Origin of the sequence: Serratia sp. 201 (assembly GCF_037027545.1) — a bacterium.
GTDB classification, from domain to species: domain Bacteria; phylum Pseudomonadota; class Gammaproteobacteria; order Enterobacterales; family Enterobacteriaceae; genus Serratia; species Serratia bockelmannii.
Genome location: NZ_JAXCHC010000001.1, coordinates 658,628 through 671,234 on the forward strand (window position 1 = coordinate 658,628; position 12,607 = coordinate 671,234).

14 protein-coding genes and 1 pseudogene are annotated in these 12,607 nt (G+C 64.6%); 10 read left to right on the forward strand and 5 right to left on the reverse strand.

Annotated features, from left to right (window positions below; all coding sequences use genetic code 11):
* The first annotated feature begins 13 nt into the window (after window positions 1–13).
* From osmF to WA302_RS03650, 5 genes are all read left to right on the forward strand, one after another.
* A complete protein-coding gene (gene osmF / locus WA302_RS03630) occupies window positions 14–943 on the forward strand; it encodes a glycine betaine ABC transporter substrate-binding protein OsmF (protein ID WP_025302041.1) in 930 nt (309 codons plus the stop codon).
* Between the two features lie 61 nt (window positions 944–1,004).
* A complete protein-coding gene (locus WA302_RS03635) occupies window positions 1,005–2,165 on the forward strand; it encodes an ABC transporter permease (protein ID WP_043136997.1) in 1,161 nt (386 codons plus the stop codon).
* Window positions 2,162–3,097, forward strand: a complete 936-nt coding sequence (locus WA302_RS03640) for an ABC transporter ATP-binding protein (protein ID WP_089195657.1) — start codon at window positions 2,162–2,164, stop codon at window positions 3,095–3,097. Before WA302_RS03635 ends, WA302_RS03640 begins: the two co-directional genes overlap by 4 nt.
* Window positions 3,094–3,867 carry an ABC transporter permease gene (locus tag WA302_RS03645; protein ID WP_025302044.1) on the forward strand — a complete coding sequence of 258 codons (774 nt, stop codon included), beginning with the start codon at window positions 3,094–3,096 and terminating at the stop codon, window positions 3,865–3,867. The genes WA302_RS03640 and WA302_RS03645 overlap by 4 nt, the downstream gene beginning before the upstream one ends.
* A gap of 28 nt (window positions 3,868–3,895) precedes the next feature.
* Complete coding sequence (locus WA302_RS03650) at window positions 3,896–4,657, forward strand: phosphate/phosphite/phosphonate ABC transporter substrate-binding protein (protein WP_080352622.1); 762 nt, start codon at window positions 3,896–3,898, stop codon at window positions 4,655–4,657.
* A gap of 6 nt (window positions 4,658–4,663) precedes the next feature.
* Here the strand turns inward: WA302_RS03650 and WA302_RS03655 are convergent, their stop codons facing one another.
* Window positions 4,664–5,383: an SDR family oxidoreductase gene (locus tag WA302_RS03655; RefSeq protein ID WP_261456160.1), complete on the reverse strand. Its 720-nt coding sequence runs from the start codon at window positions 5,381–5,383 to the stop codon at window positions 4,664–4,666.
* Between the two features lie 134 nt (window positions 5,384–5,517).
* On the opposite strand from WA302_RS03655, the gene WA302_RS03660 reads away from it, so the two are divergent.
* Complete coding sequence (locus WA302_RS03660; protein WP_261456161.1) at window positions 5,518–6,429, forward strand: LysR family transcriptional regulator; 912 nt, start codon at window positions 5,518–5,520, stop codon at window positions 6,427–6,429.
* On the opposite strand, the gene WA302_RS03665 is transcribed toward WA302_RS03660, so the two are convergent.
* From WA302_RS03665 to WA302_RS03680, 4 genes are all read right to left on the reverse strand, one after another.
* A complete protein-coding gene (locus WA302_RS03665) occupies window positions 6,417–6,593 on the reverse strand; it encodes a hypothetical protein (protein ID WP_162837922.1) in 177 nt (58 codons plus the stop codon). The genes WA302_RS03660 and WA302_RS03665 overlap by 13 nt on opposite strands.
* 103 nt (window positions 6,594–6,696) lie before the next feature.
* Window positions 6,697–7,620, reverse strand: a complete 924-nt coding sequence (gene yedA, locus WA302_RS03670) for a drug/metabolite exporter YedA (protein WP_025302048.1) — start codon at window positions 7,618–7,620, stop codon at window positions 6,697–6,699.
* Between the two features lie 110 nt (window positions 7,621–7,730).
* Entirely contained in the window at window positions 7,731–8,225 is a 495-nt protein-coding gene (locus tag WA302_RS03675) for a DUF2878 domain-containing protein (RefSeq protein WP_025302049.1), read from the reverse strand.
* Window positions 8,226–8,401: 176 nt separating this feature from the next.
* Entirely contained in the window at window positions 8,402–9,055 is a 654-nt protein-coding gene (locus tag WA302_RS03680) for a helix-turn-helix transcriptional regulator (protein ID WP_025302050.1), read from the reverse strand.
* Window positions 9,056–9,158: 103 nt separating this feature from the next.
* On the opposite strand from WA302_RS03680, the gene WA302_RS03685 reads away from it, so the two are divergent.
* From WA302_RS03685 to WA302_RS03700, 4 genes and pseudogenes are all read left to right on the forward strand, one after another.
* Window positions 9,159–10,613 (forward strand): MFS transporter, encoded by a 1,455-nt coding sequence (locus WA302_RS03685; RefSeq protein ID WP_025302051.1) that lies wholly within the window; start codon window positions 9,159–9,161, stop codon window positions 10,611–10,613.
* A 30-nt stretch (window positions 10,614–10,643) separates the two neighbouring features.
* The gene (locus WA302_RS03690; RefSeq protein WP_151429128.1) at window positions 10,644–11,492 is read left to right on the forward strand and encodes a helix-turn-helix transcriptional regulator; all 849 of its coding nucleotides are present in this window, start codon (window positions 10,644–10,646) and stop codon (window positions 11,490–11,492) included.
* A gap of 71 nt (window positions 11,493–11,563) precedes the next feature.
* A pseudogene (locus tag WA302_RS03695) lies at window positions 11,564–12,273 on the forward strand (AzlC family ABC transporter permease).
* Window positions 12,270–12,581: an AzlD domain-containing protein gene (locus tag WA302_RS03700; protein ID WP_025302054.1), complete on the forward strand. Its 312-nt coding sequence runs from the start codon at window positions 12,270–12,272 to the stop codon at window positions 12,579–12,581. Before WA302_RS03695 ends, WA302_RS03700 begins: the two are co-directional and overlap by 4 nt.
* Window positions 12,582–12,607: the final 26 nt, after the last annotated feature.

A 12,607-nucleotide genomic window follows, 5' to 3' on the forward strand; every position in this document is an offset into this window, starting at 1 on the left:
CCAGAGGAAAAGTATGGCAATCACCTTATCACGCGGACGTTCCTTTGCCGTCGCGCTGGCTCTGCTGGCCACCGGCGGCCTGGCGCAGGCGGCCGACTCGGTGCGCGTCGGCTCCAAGATCGATACCGAAGGTTCGCTGCTCGGCAACATCATCGTGCAGGTGCTGGAAGCCAACGGCATCAAGACCACCAACAAGCTGCAGCTCGGCACCACCAAGGTGCTGCGCGGCGCCATCACCTCCGGTGAGATCGACATCTACCCGGAGTACACCGGCAACGGCGCGTTTTTCTTCTCCGATGAGAAAGATCCGGCGTGGAAGAACGCCCAGGCCGGCTTCGAGAAAGTGAAACAGCTCGACTACGACAAAAACAAAATCGTCTGGCTGGACGCGGCGCCGGCCAACAACACCTGGACCATCGCTATTCGCCAGGACGTGGCGGAGGCCAATCATCTGAAAACGCTGTCGGATCTCGGCAAGTGGATCAACGGTGGCGGCAAGTTCAAGCTGGCGGCCTCGGCGGAATTTATCGAACGGCCGGATGCGCTGCCGGCGTTCCAGAGTGCCTACGGTTTCAAACTGAATCAGGATCAGCTGCTGTCCCTGGCCGGCGGTGATACGGCGGTGACCATCAAGGCGGCGGCGGAGCAGACCTCCGGCGTCAACGCGGCGATGGCCTACGGCACCGATGGCCCGGTAGCGGCGCTGGGGTTGCAGACCTTGGCGGACCCGAAAGGCGTACAGCCGATCTACGCGCCGGCGCCGATCGTGCGCGAAGCGGCGCTGAAAGCGCACGCCAATCTGCCTGAGCTGCTGAAGCCGGTGTTCGCCTCGCTGGACGGGCCGACGCTGCAAAAACTCAACGCCCAGATCGCCGTGGAAGGCCAGGACGCCAAACAGGTGGCGGCCGCTTATCTGAAAGAGAAAGGGTTTGTTAAGGGATAATGCCGAGGTGCCCCCTCTGCCGTCGGGAGAGGGGGTTAACCGAGGGAGCCGGAGCGTTTCTTTGACTATCGCCGTAAAACATCGCGTCTTGTTGACGCTGTTCATGCTGTTGCTGCTGGCCGCATTCGGCCTGCCGTTCCTCAGTTATGCCCCCAATCGCCTGTTGTCGGGCAAAAGTCTCTCCTTGTTCTCCCTGCTGCACGGCCCGGCGCTGTGGCTGCTGTTGCCGCTGGCGGCATTGGCGAGCCTCAGCCTGTTGCCGCCGACGCGGGGGCGGGCGCTGCTGGCGGCGCTGGCCGCCTGCGGGGTGTTGACGCTGGCGTTCTGGATCAGTGGGCAGGCCGCCGGGCGTCTGGCGCAGGAGGGGTCGCGCCTGGCGCGCACCTCTTGGGGCAGCGGCTGCTGGCTGACGATGGCGCTGAGCCTGCTGATCGCTGCCGACGCCATGGCGCGCCTCACCGCGTCGCACCTGTGGCGCATGCTGGGCAACGCGCTGGTGCTGGTGCCGCCGGCGCTGCTGCTGTTCGGGCATCAGCTCGATCAGCTGTCGCTGCTGAAGGAGTACCACAATCGTCAGGAGGTGTTTGACGCCGCGCTGTTGCAGCACCTGACCATTCTGCTGGCGACGATGGCCCCGGCGCTGGCGATCGGCGTGCCGCTCGGGGTGCTGTGTTTTCGCTCCGAGCGTTGGCAGCGGCCGATTTTCTCCGCGCTGAACATTATCCAGACCGTGCCTTCCATCGCGCTGTTCGGCCTGCTGATCGCGCCGCTGGCGGGGCTGGCGACGGCGGTGCCCTGGCTGGCGGAGCACGGCGTCAGCGGCATCGGCATGGCGCCGGCGATTGTGGCGCTGGTGCTGTACGCGCTGTTGCCACTGGTGCGCAGCGTAGTGGCGGGGCTGCAAAGCGTGCCGGCCGGGGTGATCGAATCCGCCACCGGCATGGGGCTGACGCGCGGACAGATCTTCCTGCGCGTGCAGCTGCCGTTGGCGTTGCCGCTGTTCCTGACCGGCGTGCGCATCCTGGCGGTGCAAACCGTCGGCATGGCGGTGGTGGCGGCGTTGATCGGCGCCGGCGGTTTTGGCGCCATCGTGTTCCAGGGGCTGCTCAGCAGCGCGCTGGATCTGGTTCTGCTGGGGGTGATCCCGGTGGTCATGATGGCGGTCATCGTCGATTCGCTGTTTAAATTTTGGGTTTCAATCCTGGACGTATCGCGCCGATGATTCACTTTGAGCAAGTCAGCAAAATTTTTCAGGGCAAGCCGGCGGTCGACGATCTCACGCTGCACATCGCCGAGGGCGAATTCACCGTGTTGATCGGCACCTCGGGTTCTGGCAAGTCCACGACGTTAAAAATGATCAATCGCCTGATCGAACACGATCGGGGCAAGATCCTCTTTGCCGGCGAAGAGATCCAGTCGTTTAAACCGCAGGATCTGCGGCGGCGCATGGGCTATGCGATCCAATCGATCGGCCTGTTTCCACATTGGACGGTGGAGGAGAACATCGCCACCGTGCCGCAGCTGCTGAAATGGCCGCGCGCGCGCATCCGCGATCGGGTTACCGAGTTGCTGGAGCTGCTGCACCTGGAACCGGATCTGTTTCGCCGTCGCTACCCGCACCAGCTTTCCGGCGGGCAACAGCAGCGGGTGGGGGTGGCGCGTGCGCTGGCCGCCGATCCCGAGGTGTTGCTGATGGACGAACCGTTCGGCGCGTTGGATCCGGTCACCCGCGCGGCGCTGCAGGCGGAGATCGCCCGCATTCATCAGCTCTCGGGCCGCACCATCGTGCTGGTGACGCACGATATCGACGAGGCGCTGGGCCTGGCGGATCGCCTGGTGCTGCTCGATCAGGGGCGCGTGGTGCAACAGGGCACGCCGCTGGCGCTGTTGACCGCCCCGGCCAACGACTTCGTGCGCGATTTCTTCGGGCGCAGCGATCGCGGCATCAAGCTGCTGTCGCTGGGTACGGTGGCGGAGCGGGTGCGGCCCGGCGTCGCTGGGGGCGAGCCGATCGCCGCCGCCATGAGCCTGCGCGAGGCGCTGTCGGTGTTCGTGGCGCGCGGCAGCGACTGCCTGCCGGTGGTGGATGAACGGGGCGAAGCGTTGGGGGTTCTGCACTTCCACGATCTGATCGCCGGGCAGGCGCTGTCATGAGCGGGCGCATCGGGCGCCTGCTGCGCGATCCGCTGCCCTGGACGTTGGCGCTGCTGTTGGCGCTGGTGTTCGGCATGGATCATCTGCGCGGCCTGTTCGCCGCCTGGTTCCCTGATTTGGAGCGGCCCATTTATCAGCAGGACAGCTTTATCGCGCTGGTGGGGGCGCACCTGTCGCTGGTGGCGATCTCCAGCCTGATCGCGGTGGTAATCGGCGTGGCGGCGGGCGTCGCTGTGACCCGACGCAGCGGCCGGGAGTTTCGTTCGCTGGTGGAAACGGTAGTGGCGGTGGGGCAGACCTTCCCGCCGGTGGCGGTGCTGGCGGTAGCGGTGCCGGTGATGGGCTTCAGCGAGCAGCCGGCGATCATTGCGTTGGTGCTGTACGGCCTGCTGCCGATCCTGCAGGGCACGCTGGCGGGCATCGAATCGGTACCGCCCGCCACGCGCGAGATCGCCCGCGGCGTGGGGATGAGCGCCTGGCAAATTCTGTGGCGGGTTGAACTGCCGCTGGCGGCGCCGGTGATTGTCGCCGGGATCCGCACGTCGGTGATCATTAACATCGGCACGGCGGCCATCGCTTCCACCGTCGGTACCAAAACGCTCGGTTCGCCGATCATCATCGGCCTGAGCGGGTTTAACACCGCCTATGTGATCCAGGGCGCGGCGGTCGTGGCGTTGTTGGCTATTATCACCGATATGCTGTTCGAACGTTGGGTGCGTTATCTCACCGCCTGGCGCCAGCAGACGCTGGCGACCACTCCGGCGGGGTAAGGGGGAAATGATGCAGGTGTCTCTACCGATGTACGGCGTTGGCCGGGAGCAGGCCGAATCCTTCTGGCAGGTCTTGCGCGGCAAGCTGCTGCGGCTGGGGTTGCCGGCGGCGCCGGAACGGCTTAGCTGGCCGGACGATCTGGCGCAACACTGGCGGCGCGAGGATCTGCTGCTCAGCCAAACCTGCGGTTATCCGTTGGTCAGCACCTTGCCGCAGGTGCAGCTAATCGGCACCTACCACTACCGGGTGGAAGGGTGCGACGGGCCGAATTACCGCAGCTGGCTGGTGGTGCGCGCGGACGATCCCGGCGAGCGGCTGGCGGATTTTCGCGGCCGAACGGCGGCGTATAACAGCACCGATTCCCAGTCCGGCTACAACGGCCTGCGCGCGCTGATCGCGCCGCTGGCGCAGGACGGGAAATTCTTCGGTGCGGCTATCGCCTCCGGCGCGCATTATCAGTCGCTGAAGCTGATCCGCAGCGGGCAGGCGGATATCGCCGCCATCGATTCCATCAGCATGGAACTGCTGCGCCGCGCGCAGCCACAGGCGCTGGAGGGACTGAAAATCATCGGCCGCACGGCGGCGGTGCCCGGTTTGCCGCTGATCACCGCAGCCGGCACGCCGCCGGAACAGGTGGACATCCTGCGCGCCGGCGCCCGAGCGATGCTGGATGAGGCGGTCAGCGACCGCCTGCTGATCGGCGATTTCAGCCTGGTGCCGCGCTCGGCCTACCAGATTATCACCGTGCTGGAGCAGCAGGCCGCCGCACAGGGCGTGACGGCGCTCTAGCCGCCGTTACAGCAGGCCGCCGCCGTCGATGTCGATCACGCTGCCGGTGACGAAACCGTTCTCCATCGCCAGCAGGTAACCCGCCGCGACGTCGGCCGCCTGGCCGATCCGGCCGACCGGCAGGCTGCCGCTTACGCGCTCGAACAGCGCCTGACGCTGCGCGGCGCTCATGCCGTCGTAGGCTTCGGTGGCGGTGATGCCGGGGCTGACCACGTTCACCCGCCGCGGCGCCAGCTCCTTCGCCAACTGTTTGCCGACCGCTTCCAGCGCGGCGTTGATGCCGGTTTTGATCAACTGACCGCCAAGGTATTTACGCGACAGTTGGCCGGAGGTCAGGGTGATGGAGCCCTGCGGCGCCAGCGTCGGCAGCGCCGCCTGCACCGCGCGCAAACTGCCCCAGAATTTGACGTTGAAGTCGGCCTGCGCCTGCTCAAAGGCAGTCTCCGCCAGCGGCTTCGCGTCCACCAACGGCCCGGCGGTGATCACCAAATGATCGAAAGCGCCGACGGCGGCAAACAGCGCATGTAGTGATGCTTCATCGGTCAGATCGGCCTGCATCAGATGCAGCGCGTCGTTTTTCTCCCCGGCGTGGGGAAGGCGACGTGAAGCCAGCACCACTTCAGCGCCGCGCACCGCCGCCGCGTAGGCCACCGCGGCGCCAATGCCGCTGGTGCCGCCCAGGATGACCAGCTTTTGTCGTTTCAGGGGGGAGTCGGGAATCGTCATGTTAAGGCCTCTTTTTAGGTAAGTTTCAACGGGATCTATCTTTCCTGATTGAAAATGAGGAAAAAAGCCCGCCTAATAGCAAACACTTGTAAATTAATATTAATAATTGATTGGGCTAAAAAGAGGGGAAATACATGACCTCATTTGTCGATCTCGAGGTGTTTGTCCGCACGGTGGACGGCGGCAGTTTTTCCGCCGCGGCGCGCTCGCTGGACATGACGCCGGCGGCGGCCAGCATCGCGGTGAAAAGGCTGGAGCAGCAGCTGGGCGCGCGGCTGCTGGTGCGTTCCACCCGCAGCCTGAGGTTGACGGAGGAGGGCGCCCGCTATCTCGACAGCGCGCGCCTGGCGCTGGGCGCGTTGGCCGAAGGAGAGCAGGCGATCCGCGAGAAGCATCAGGGGCTGTCCGGGGTACTGCAGATTTCCGCGCCGTCGGATTTTGGCCGCAATTTGCTGCTCTGCTGGCTGGATGAGTTCCGCCTGCAGCACCCGCATATTCAGCTGCAGCTCCTGATCAACGATCGGCAGGCCGATCTGTTTCGCGAACCGGTGGACGTGGCGCTCCGTTTCGGGCCGTTGGCCGACTCTTCGCTGGTGGCGCTGCCCATTTTGCCGCAGCACCGGCGGCTGATCTGCGCCAGCCCGGATTACCTGCGGCGGCATGGCGCGCCGCAAACGCCAGCCGATCTGGCCCGGCACAGCATTCTGGTGTATCAGCCCAGCGGCAAACGGCAGGTGGAATGGCGGCTATGGCGCGGTGAGGAACTGATCGAAGTACCGCTGAACGGCAGCTATTTTACCGATGACGGCGAAGTGGCGCGGCGCTGGGCGCTGGCCGGACACGGCGTGGTGCGCAAGTCGGCGATCGACGTGGTGGCCGACATTCGCGCCGGGCGGCTGGTGCAGCTGTTACCGGAATGGCGCAGCGACGCGGTGCCGATCAATCTGGTCTGCCCGCATCGCTCGCAGGTGTCGGAACGCGTCAGGCAGCTGCAGCGCTTTTTACAGCAGCGCTGTCAGCGTTGGATGGACGATCACTTGGCCTGAAGGGTTTCGGTTTGCGCCGGCGTGGCGGCGGTATCCCCGGCAGGCGCGCTTTCTTCATGCGGGGTGGTGGAACGGGTGTAGATGTTCAGCCCGGCGAGGAATACGCCGCCCAGAGAACCGAAGGCGCACAGGGCGATGACGATGAGGAACGCTTTTTTCAGCATAGGAATAATTTCGCAGGTTGCTTGGAACAGCGGGAATTATAGCCCCTTCGCCGGGTGAAACAAGAATCGTTTTTAACGGCGGCCCGCAGACCGCCCTTTGTGATCACCGCCGTTCGCAGTCGATGGCCTGTACGTTGGCCGGGCGGGCGAACAGGTATTTTCCCAGCGTCACCAGCACCACCGCCGCCACGATGATCACCAGCGCCAGCCACTCGCGCGGCGCCAGCGATTCACCGGCGAAACCGATGCCGAGCAGCACCGCCACCACCGGGTTGACGTAGGCGTAGCTGGTGGCGACCGCCGGGCGCACATTCTTCAACAAGAACATATAGGCGCTGATCGCCAGCATCGAGCCGAAGACAATCAAGTACCCGAGCGCCAGAAAGCCGCCGGTGCTCGGCATCTGAGCCAGGTGCTCGCCGCTCAGCCGGCTGGCGACCAATAACACCACGCCGGCGACCAGCATCTCCGCCGCGCCGGCCATCGGCCCGGCCGGCAGCGAGATGCGCGATCCCAATACCGAGCCAAAGGCCCAACTGGCCGACGCCAGCAAGATCAACAGCGCGCCGGTCGGGTTGCCCACCAGGTTGTTGCCGGTGTTGAGCAGCACGATGCCCACTAACCCGAGCGCAATACCGGCCCATTCCAGTTTGGTGTTGCGCATGCCCCACAGCAGGCTGAAGCAGAGGGTGAACAGCGGCACCGTCGCCACCATCACCGCGGCGATGCCGGACGGCACATGTTGGTGTTCCGCCACCGTCACCAGGCCGTTGCCTACCGCCAGCAACAGAATGCCAATGGCGCCGGCGGCCAGCCACTGCTTCGGCGTCGGCAGCGCGTGGCCGCGCCAGGCCAGGAAACTGAACAGCACGATGCCGGCAATCAGAAAGCGAATCCCGGCCATCATCAGCGGCGGCCACTGCGCGACGCCGAGGCGAATGACGAAATAGGTGGAACCCCAAACGATATATAACGTGAACAACGCCCCGATCAACGGCAGGACGCTACGGCTTTGTTGGCTAAGCATAGGGATGTGTTTTTGCAGGGATGATTATTATTAGAACGCTCAGTAAACCCGATTGGGCAACCGATAAGCAATGGCTTTCGGCATTATTTTTCCCGACTGCCGCAAGCCGTTCAGCTGTTCCGCCGCTTCCACTGCAGCCAACTGACGGCCGGCAGGTAAATCGACCAGCCGACGGCCAGCAACAGCAGCATGAACTCCGGCGGCACGCCGGGCAGTAACACGCCCAGCTTCCAGGAGACGGCGTAGGCGAAGGGACCGACGGCGGCGCCCAGCACCGCCAGCGGCCAGGGCGCCGCTCTGACCACGTCCAGCAGCCAATACCACCAGCAGCCGAAGCCGATCCACAGCGCGAGGGTCCAGAGCGGCAGGCCGTGTTGCCCGCTGTAGTGCAGCACGCCGCTGTAGCTCCATAGCCCATCCATGCCGATACCGCCCAGGGCAGCCAGAGCCGCGCCCTTACGGCGGGTGGCAGGGGTAAAGATCAGCGCCAGCGCCGCGCCGGCCAGCAGTAGGCCGTTGAGCCGATCGCGAGTCAGCAGCGCCAGCAGCCAGCAAACGCCCAGTCCCAGCGTCGCCAGCCAGAATCCGGCATGCGGCTTCTTCATCGTTCAACTCCCGTGGGGTTACTCTGCCGCTGCGCGCTTAGCGCCGACGGATTTGCCAAGCGGGCGCGAGGCCCGCTGTTTGCCTGAATGTTCGTTAATTCAACCTTAGAAGGGAAGGTGTGGGGTGCACAAGCAGAATAATCTGTACCGGTTGAAAACGTGGGCAAAAACCGGTGTTACAGGAGCGAAATCCGGTAGGCGCAGCGGCGCGAGCCGGCCAGAATGTGTTCGGCGCGCTCCACCTGCGCCTGCAGCACTTCGGTGAAGATACTCAGCTCCGCCCGGCAGAAGCCCTGGCAGACGGTGGCAGCGGCGCAGATCGGGCAGTGGTTTTCCACCAGCAGATAGGCACCGTCCTCCTCCTGGCGCCATTCGGCCATATACCCTTCGCGACAGCGGATCTCGGTCAGGCGTGCCACGCGCTCCTGCAGATCGGCGGCGCCAATCATCGCCTGCTTGTAGTTGATGCGGTTTTCCTGCTCGCGGGTTTCGATCAGCACGTCGAGCGCCTGTTCGCCCAGCTTGTCGCGCACGGTGCGCAGCAGCTGAACCGTCAGGTCCGCATGGGTATCGGGAAAGCGCGCATTGCCGGCCGAGGTCAAATGCCACAGCTGTACTGGGCGGCCTACGCCGCGCGTTTCCGCCACCGCTTCGACCAGCCCCTCTTTCGCCAGCTTGACGAACTGCTGGCGGGCCGCCTCACCGGTGGTGCCGAGCACCTTTCCTGCGTCAGAAGCTTGCTGCGGGCCGCGGGTTTTCAATAGCGTCAGCAAGCGGTCACTGACCGATTGTGCGGTCTTTCCGCTATTTTCCAAGTTTATTCTTGACATATTTCTCCGCCTCGCCCTAACTTATTCCAAGATAACTCTTGTTAAATTTAACGCAATCTTATGATCAACTCAATGCCATTCCTCTGAAAACAGGACGACAACCGTGATAACCCATGACGATAGCCGCTGGAGCGACCTTTTCTCTGGCAAAAATGCGGCCAGTGCGATCGCGCTCTCGCTCGGCGTGGCGCTGCATGCCATCAATATTCTGGTCGCCACCACCATCTTGCCCTCGGTGGTGCAGGATATCGGCGGGCTGGATCTCTATGCCTGGAACACCACGCTGTTCGTGGTGGCGTCTATCCTCGGCTCCGCGCTGTCGGCCCGCTTGCTCAGCGGCTACGGTGCGCGCAGCGCCTATCTGGTGGCTTCGCTGTTCTTCATCGCCGGGGCGGCGCTGTGCGCGCTGGCGCCGAGCATGCCGGTGATGCTGATCGGCCGCACGGTGCAGGGCTTTGGTGGCGGGCTGATCTTTGCGCTCTCCTACGCGATGATCAATCTGGTATTCGAGCAGCGGCTGTGGCCGCGCGCCATGGCGCTCATCTCGGCGATGTGGGGCATCGCCACCCTGGTGGGGCCGGCGGTAGGCGGTATTTTCGCCGAACTGAACGCCTGGCGCTGGGCCTTCGGCATTCTGCTGCCGATCATGGCGCTGTACGCCGCGTTTACCTTCCTGATCCTGCCCAAGGGCAAAGCGCAGCAGGCGGCCGCACCGTTGCCGACCGCACAGCTGCTGTTGCTGACCGTGGCGGTGCTGGTGGTGTCCGCCGGCAGCCTGGCGCACAGTGCCTGGATCAACCTGGCGGGCATCGCGCTCTCGCTGGTGCTGATGGCCTGGTTGCTGAAGCGCGAAGCGCACTCGCGCGCCCGCCTGTTGCCGCACGGCGCACTGCGGCGCGGCTCATCGCTGGCGGCATTGTACATCACGACCGCGTTGCTGGTGATCGGCATGACCAGCGAAATCTTCGTGCCTTATTTCCTGCAGCTGCTGCACGGCCAGTCGCCGCTGATCTCCGGCTATATCGCCGCCGCTATGGCCGCCGGTTGGACGTTGTCCGAGATCCTCAGCTCCGGCTGGCGCGGAGCGGGCATTCGCCGGGCGATCGTCAGCGGGCCGCTGTTCGTGCTGGTGGGCTTGCTGGCGCTGGCGATCCTGATGCCGATGCCGTCCGGCGGCCACTGGCAGGCGTTGGCGCCGATCGTCATTGCGCTGTTGCTGGTGGGATTCGGCATCGGCTTCGGTTGGCCGCACCTGCTGACGCGCATTTTGCAGGTGGCACCTGAAGCGGACAAAGATATCGCCGGCGCTTCAATTACCACGGTGCAGCTGTTCGCCACCGCATTCGGTGCGGCGCTGGCCGGGATGATCGCCAACCTGGCGGGGCTGAACGATCCGGGTGGCGCGACGGGCGCGGCATCGGCGGCGCGTTGGCTGTTCCTGGCGTTCGCGCTGGCGCCGCTGCTGGCGGTATTCAGCGCCTGGCGCTGCGCAGCGATCGCGCCGCCGGGGGCCGAGACGGGCAATTTTGTACAAAACCCGCCCTCGCGCGAGTGCTAGAATGCCTCTCATTCAGCGGAGGTAGGCAAGATGAAGGCGGAAGGCATAGCGCGCAAAGCATCCCGGGAGCAGGCTCATTTTATGCACGTCGACGATCTTGGCGGGCTGGAAGTGCTGCAGGCCACCTACCGCCGCCAAACCTTCTCGCGCCACAGCCATGAAGGCTTCTGCGTGGGCGTCATCGACGATGGCGCCCAGCGCTTCTACCGCACCGGCGGCGAACACGTGGCGCCGCTGGGCAGCATCATTCTGGTCAACGCCGACGATATTCATACTGGCAGTTCCGCCACCGAAGAGGGCTGGTCGTATCAGGCGATGTACCCGGCGCCGGAGCTACTGGCCTTTTTATCGCGCGATCTGAAAACCGGCGCCGGCGCGACGCCTTATTTTCCCAACCCGGTGGTGCACGACGTCGGCCTGGCTGGCCAGTTGCGCATGGCGTTCAGCCTGCTGCGCAGCGATGAGAACCGGCTGATGAAGGAGACCATGGTGTTCTCGGCGCTGACCTGGCTGATGCTGCGGCACGGCAAAAGCCGTATCGATCCTGCGCCGCAGAGCCGGGCGCAAAGCCAAGTGGCGCGGGTGAAAGCCTTTCTCGACGATTTCCCCGAGGCGGACATTTCGCTGCTGGAGCTGGCGGAGCGCGTGGCGCTCAGTCCTTATTACCTGCTGCGGCAGTTTCAGCAGGCCACCGGCCTGCCGCCGCACGCCTATCAAATTCAGGCGCGGCTGCGCAAGGCGCGCGGCATGCTGAAGGCCGGCAACAGCGTGCTGGACAGTGCGTTGAGCTGCGGCTTTCACGATCAAAGCCATTTCCACCGCCATTTTCGCAAGTCGATGGGCGTCACGCCGGGCGACTACGTCAAATCGCTGAAATAGCCGGGCAATCGGGTGCAATACCCGTGTACGCCTGCGCCGTAAGCTGGCTTCTTCAACTCAAGGAGAAGCCCATGACTGATTCAATCCCCCTCATCACGCCGCCCTCCGCCCGCCTGCGCCCCGCGCTGCAGGGCGGGGTGGCTATCTTGCCGCTGTGCCTGGCGGTGGTGCCGTGGGGAGTACTGGCGGGCTCGATGGCCCTGCAAAGCGGCCTGACGCCGGCGCAGGGCTGGGCATGTCGGCCATCGTGTTCGCCGGAGCGTCGCAGCTGGTGGCGATGGGCATGATCAAGGGCAGCGCCGGGCTGCTGGCGATCCTGCTGTCGACCTTTTTCGTCACCGCCCAGCATTTTCTTTACGCGCTGCGGCTGCGGGAGCGTATCGCGCCGCTGCCGTTGCGCTGGCGGCTGGCGCTGGGATTCTTGCTCACCGATGAACTGTTCGCGCTGACCGGCGAACAGACGCCGGCGCGTTTCAACCGCTGGTATGCGCTGGGCGCCGGGCTGACCTTTTACCTGTGCTGGTTTCTCTCCACGCTGCTTGGCATCGTGGCCGCCGGCAGCGCCGGCGATCTGGACGGTTACGGGTTGGATTTCTCCATCGCCGCCACCTTTATCGCCATCGTGGTGCCGCTGGTGCGCAGCCTGCCGGTGTTGGCCTGCGTGCTGACCGCGCTGCTGCTTTCCATCGTGTTGCACCATTTCCAGACGCCGGGCGCATTGGTGATCGCCACCGTGGCGGCGATGCTGGTCGGGCTGCTGTGCAGCGGGGGGCGCCGATGATCTGGCTGACGATCGTTTTGATGGGGCTGGTGGTGTTTTTCAACCGCTACTGTTTTCTGGCGCCCGGGTTGCCGCTGCGTCTGTCGCCGCGCGTTAAAACCCTGCTGAGCTTTTCCGTGCCGGCGGTGCTGACGGCGATCTGCGGGCCGATTGTCGCCTTCAGCGGCGACCAGCTGCGTGCCGCGCCGGATAACCCTTACCTGTGGGGGGCGGTGTTAGCGGTGATACTGGCGTTCTTTCTACGCAATATGCTGGCGGTGGTGTTGCTGAGCATGCTGATTTTCATCGCGCTGCGCGGCATTTTTTAAAATTCGCTTGCCATATCTCTAATTTG

What these genes read in the sequence shown, in the direction of transcription:
- WA302_RS03660 (WP_261456161.1), top strand. Translation starts at nt 5,518, where the DNA reads ATGACCTCATTTGTCGATCTCGAGGTGTTTGTCCGCACGGTGGACGGC.
- WA302_RS03665 (WP_162837922.1), bottom strand. Translation starts at nt 6,593, where the DNA reads ATGCTGAAAAAAGCGTTCCTCATCGTCATCGCCCTGTGCGCCTTCGGT.
- osmF (WP_025302041.1), top strand. Translation starts at nt 14, where the DNA reads ATGGCAATCACCTTATCACGCGGACGTTCCTTTGCCGTCGCGCTGGCT.
- WA302_RS03640 (WP_089195657.1), top strand. Translation starts at nt 2,162, where the DNA reads ATGATTCACTTTGAGCAAGTCAGCAAAATTTTTCAGGGCAAGCCGGCG.
- WA302_RS03680 (WP_025302050.1), bottom strand. Translation starts at nt 9,055, where the DNA reads ATGTCAAGAATAAACTTGGAAAATAGCGGAAAGACCGCACAATCGGTC.
- WA302_RS03700 (WP_025302054.1), top strand. Translation starts at nt 12,270, where the DNA reads ATGATCTGGCTGACGATCGTTTTGATGGGGCTGGTGGTGTTTTTCAAC.
- WA302_RS03690 (WP_151429128.1), top strand. Translation starts at nt 10,644, where the DNA reads ATGAAGGCGGAAGGCATAGCGCGCAAAGCATCCCGGGAGCAGGCTCAT.
- WA302_RS03655 (WP_261456160.1), bottom strand. Translation starts at nt 5,383, where the DNA reads ATGACGATTCCCGACTCCCCCCTGAAACGACAAAAGCTGGTCATCCTG.
- yedA (WP_025302048.1), bottom strand. Translation starts at nt 7,620, where the DNA reads ATGCTTAGCCAACAAAGCCGTAGCGTCCTGCCGTTGATCGGGGCGTTG.
- WA302_RS03650 (WP_080352622.1), top strand. Translation starts at nt 3,896, where the DNA reads ATGTACGGCGTTGGCCGGGAGCAGGCCGAATCCTTCTGGCAGGTCTTG.
- WA302_RS03645 (WP_025302044.1), top strand. Translation starts at nt 3,094, where the DNA reads ATGAGCGGGCGCATCGGGCGCCTGCTGCGCGATCCGCTGCCCTGGACG.
- WA302_RS03675 (WP_025302049.1), bottom strand. Translation starts at nt 8,225, where the DNA reads ATGAAGAAGCCGCATGCCGGATTCTGGCTGGCGACGCTGGGACTGGGC.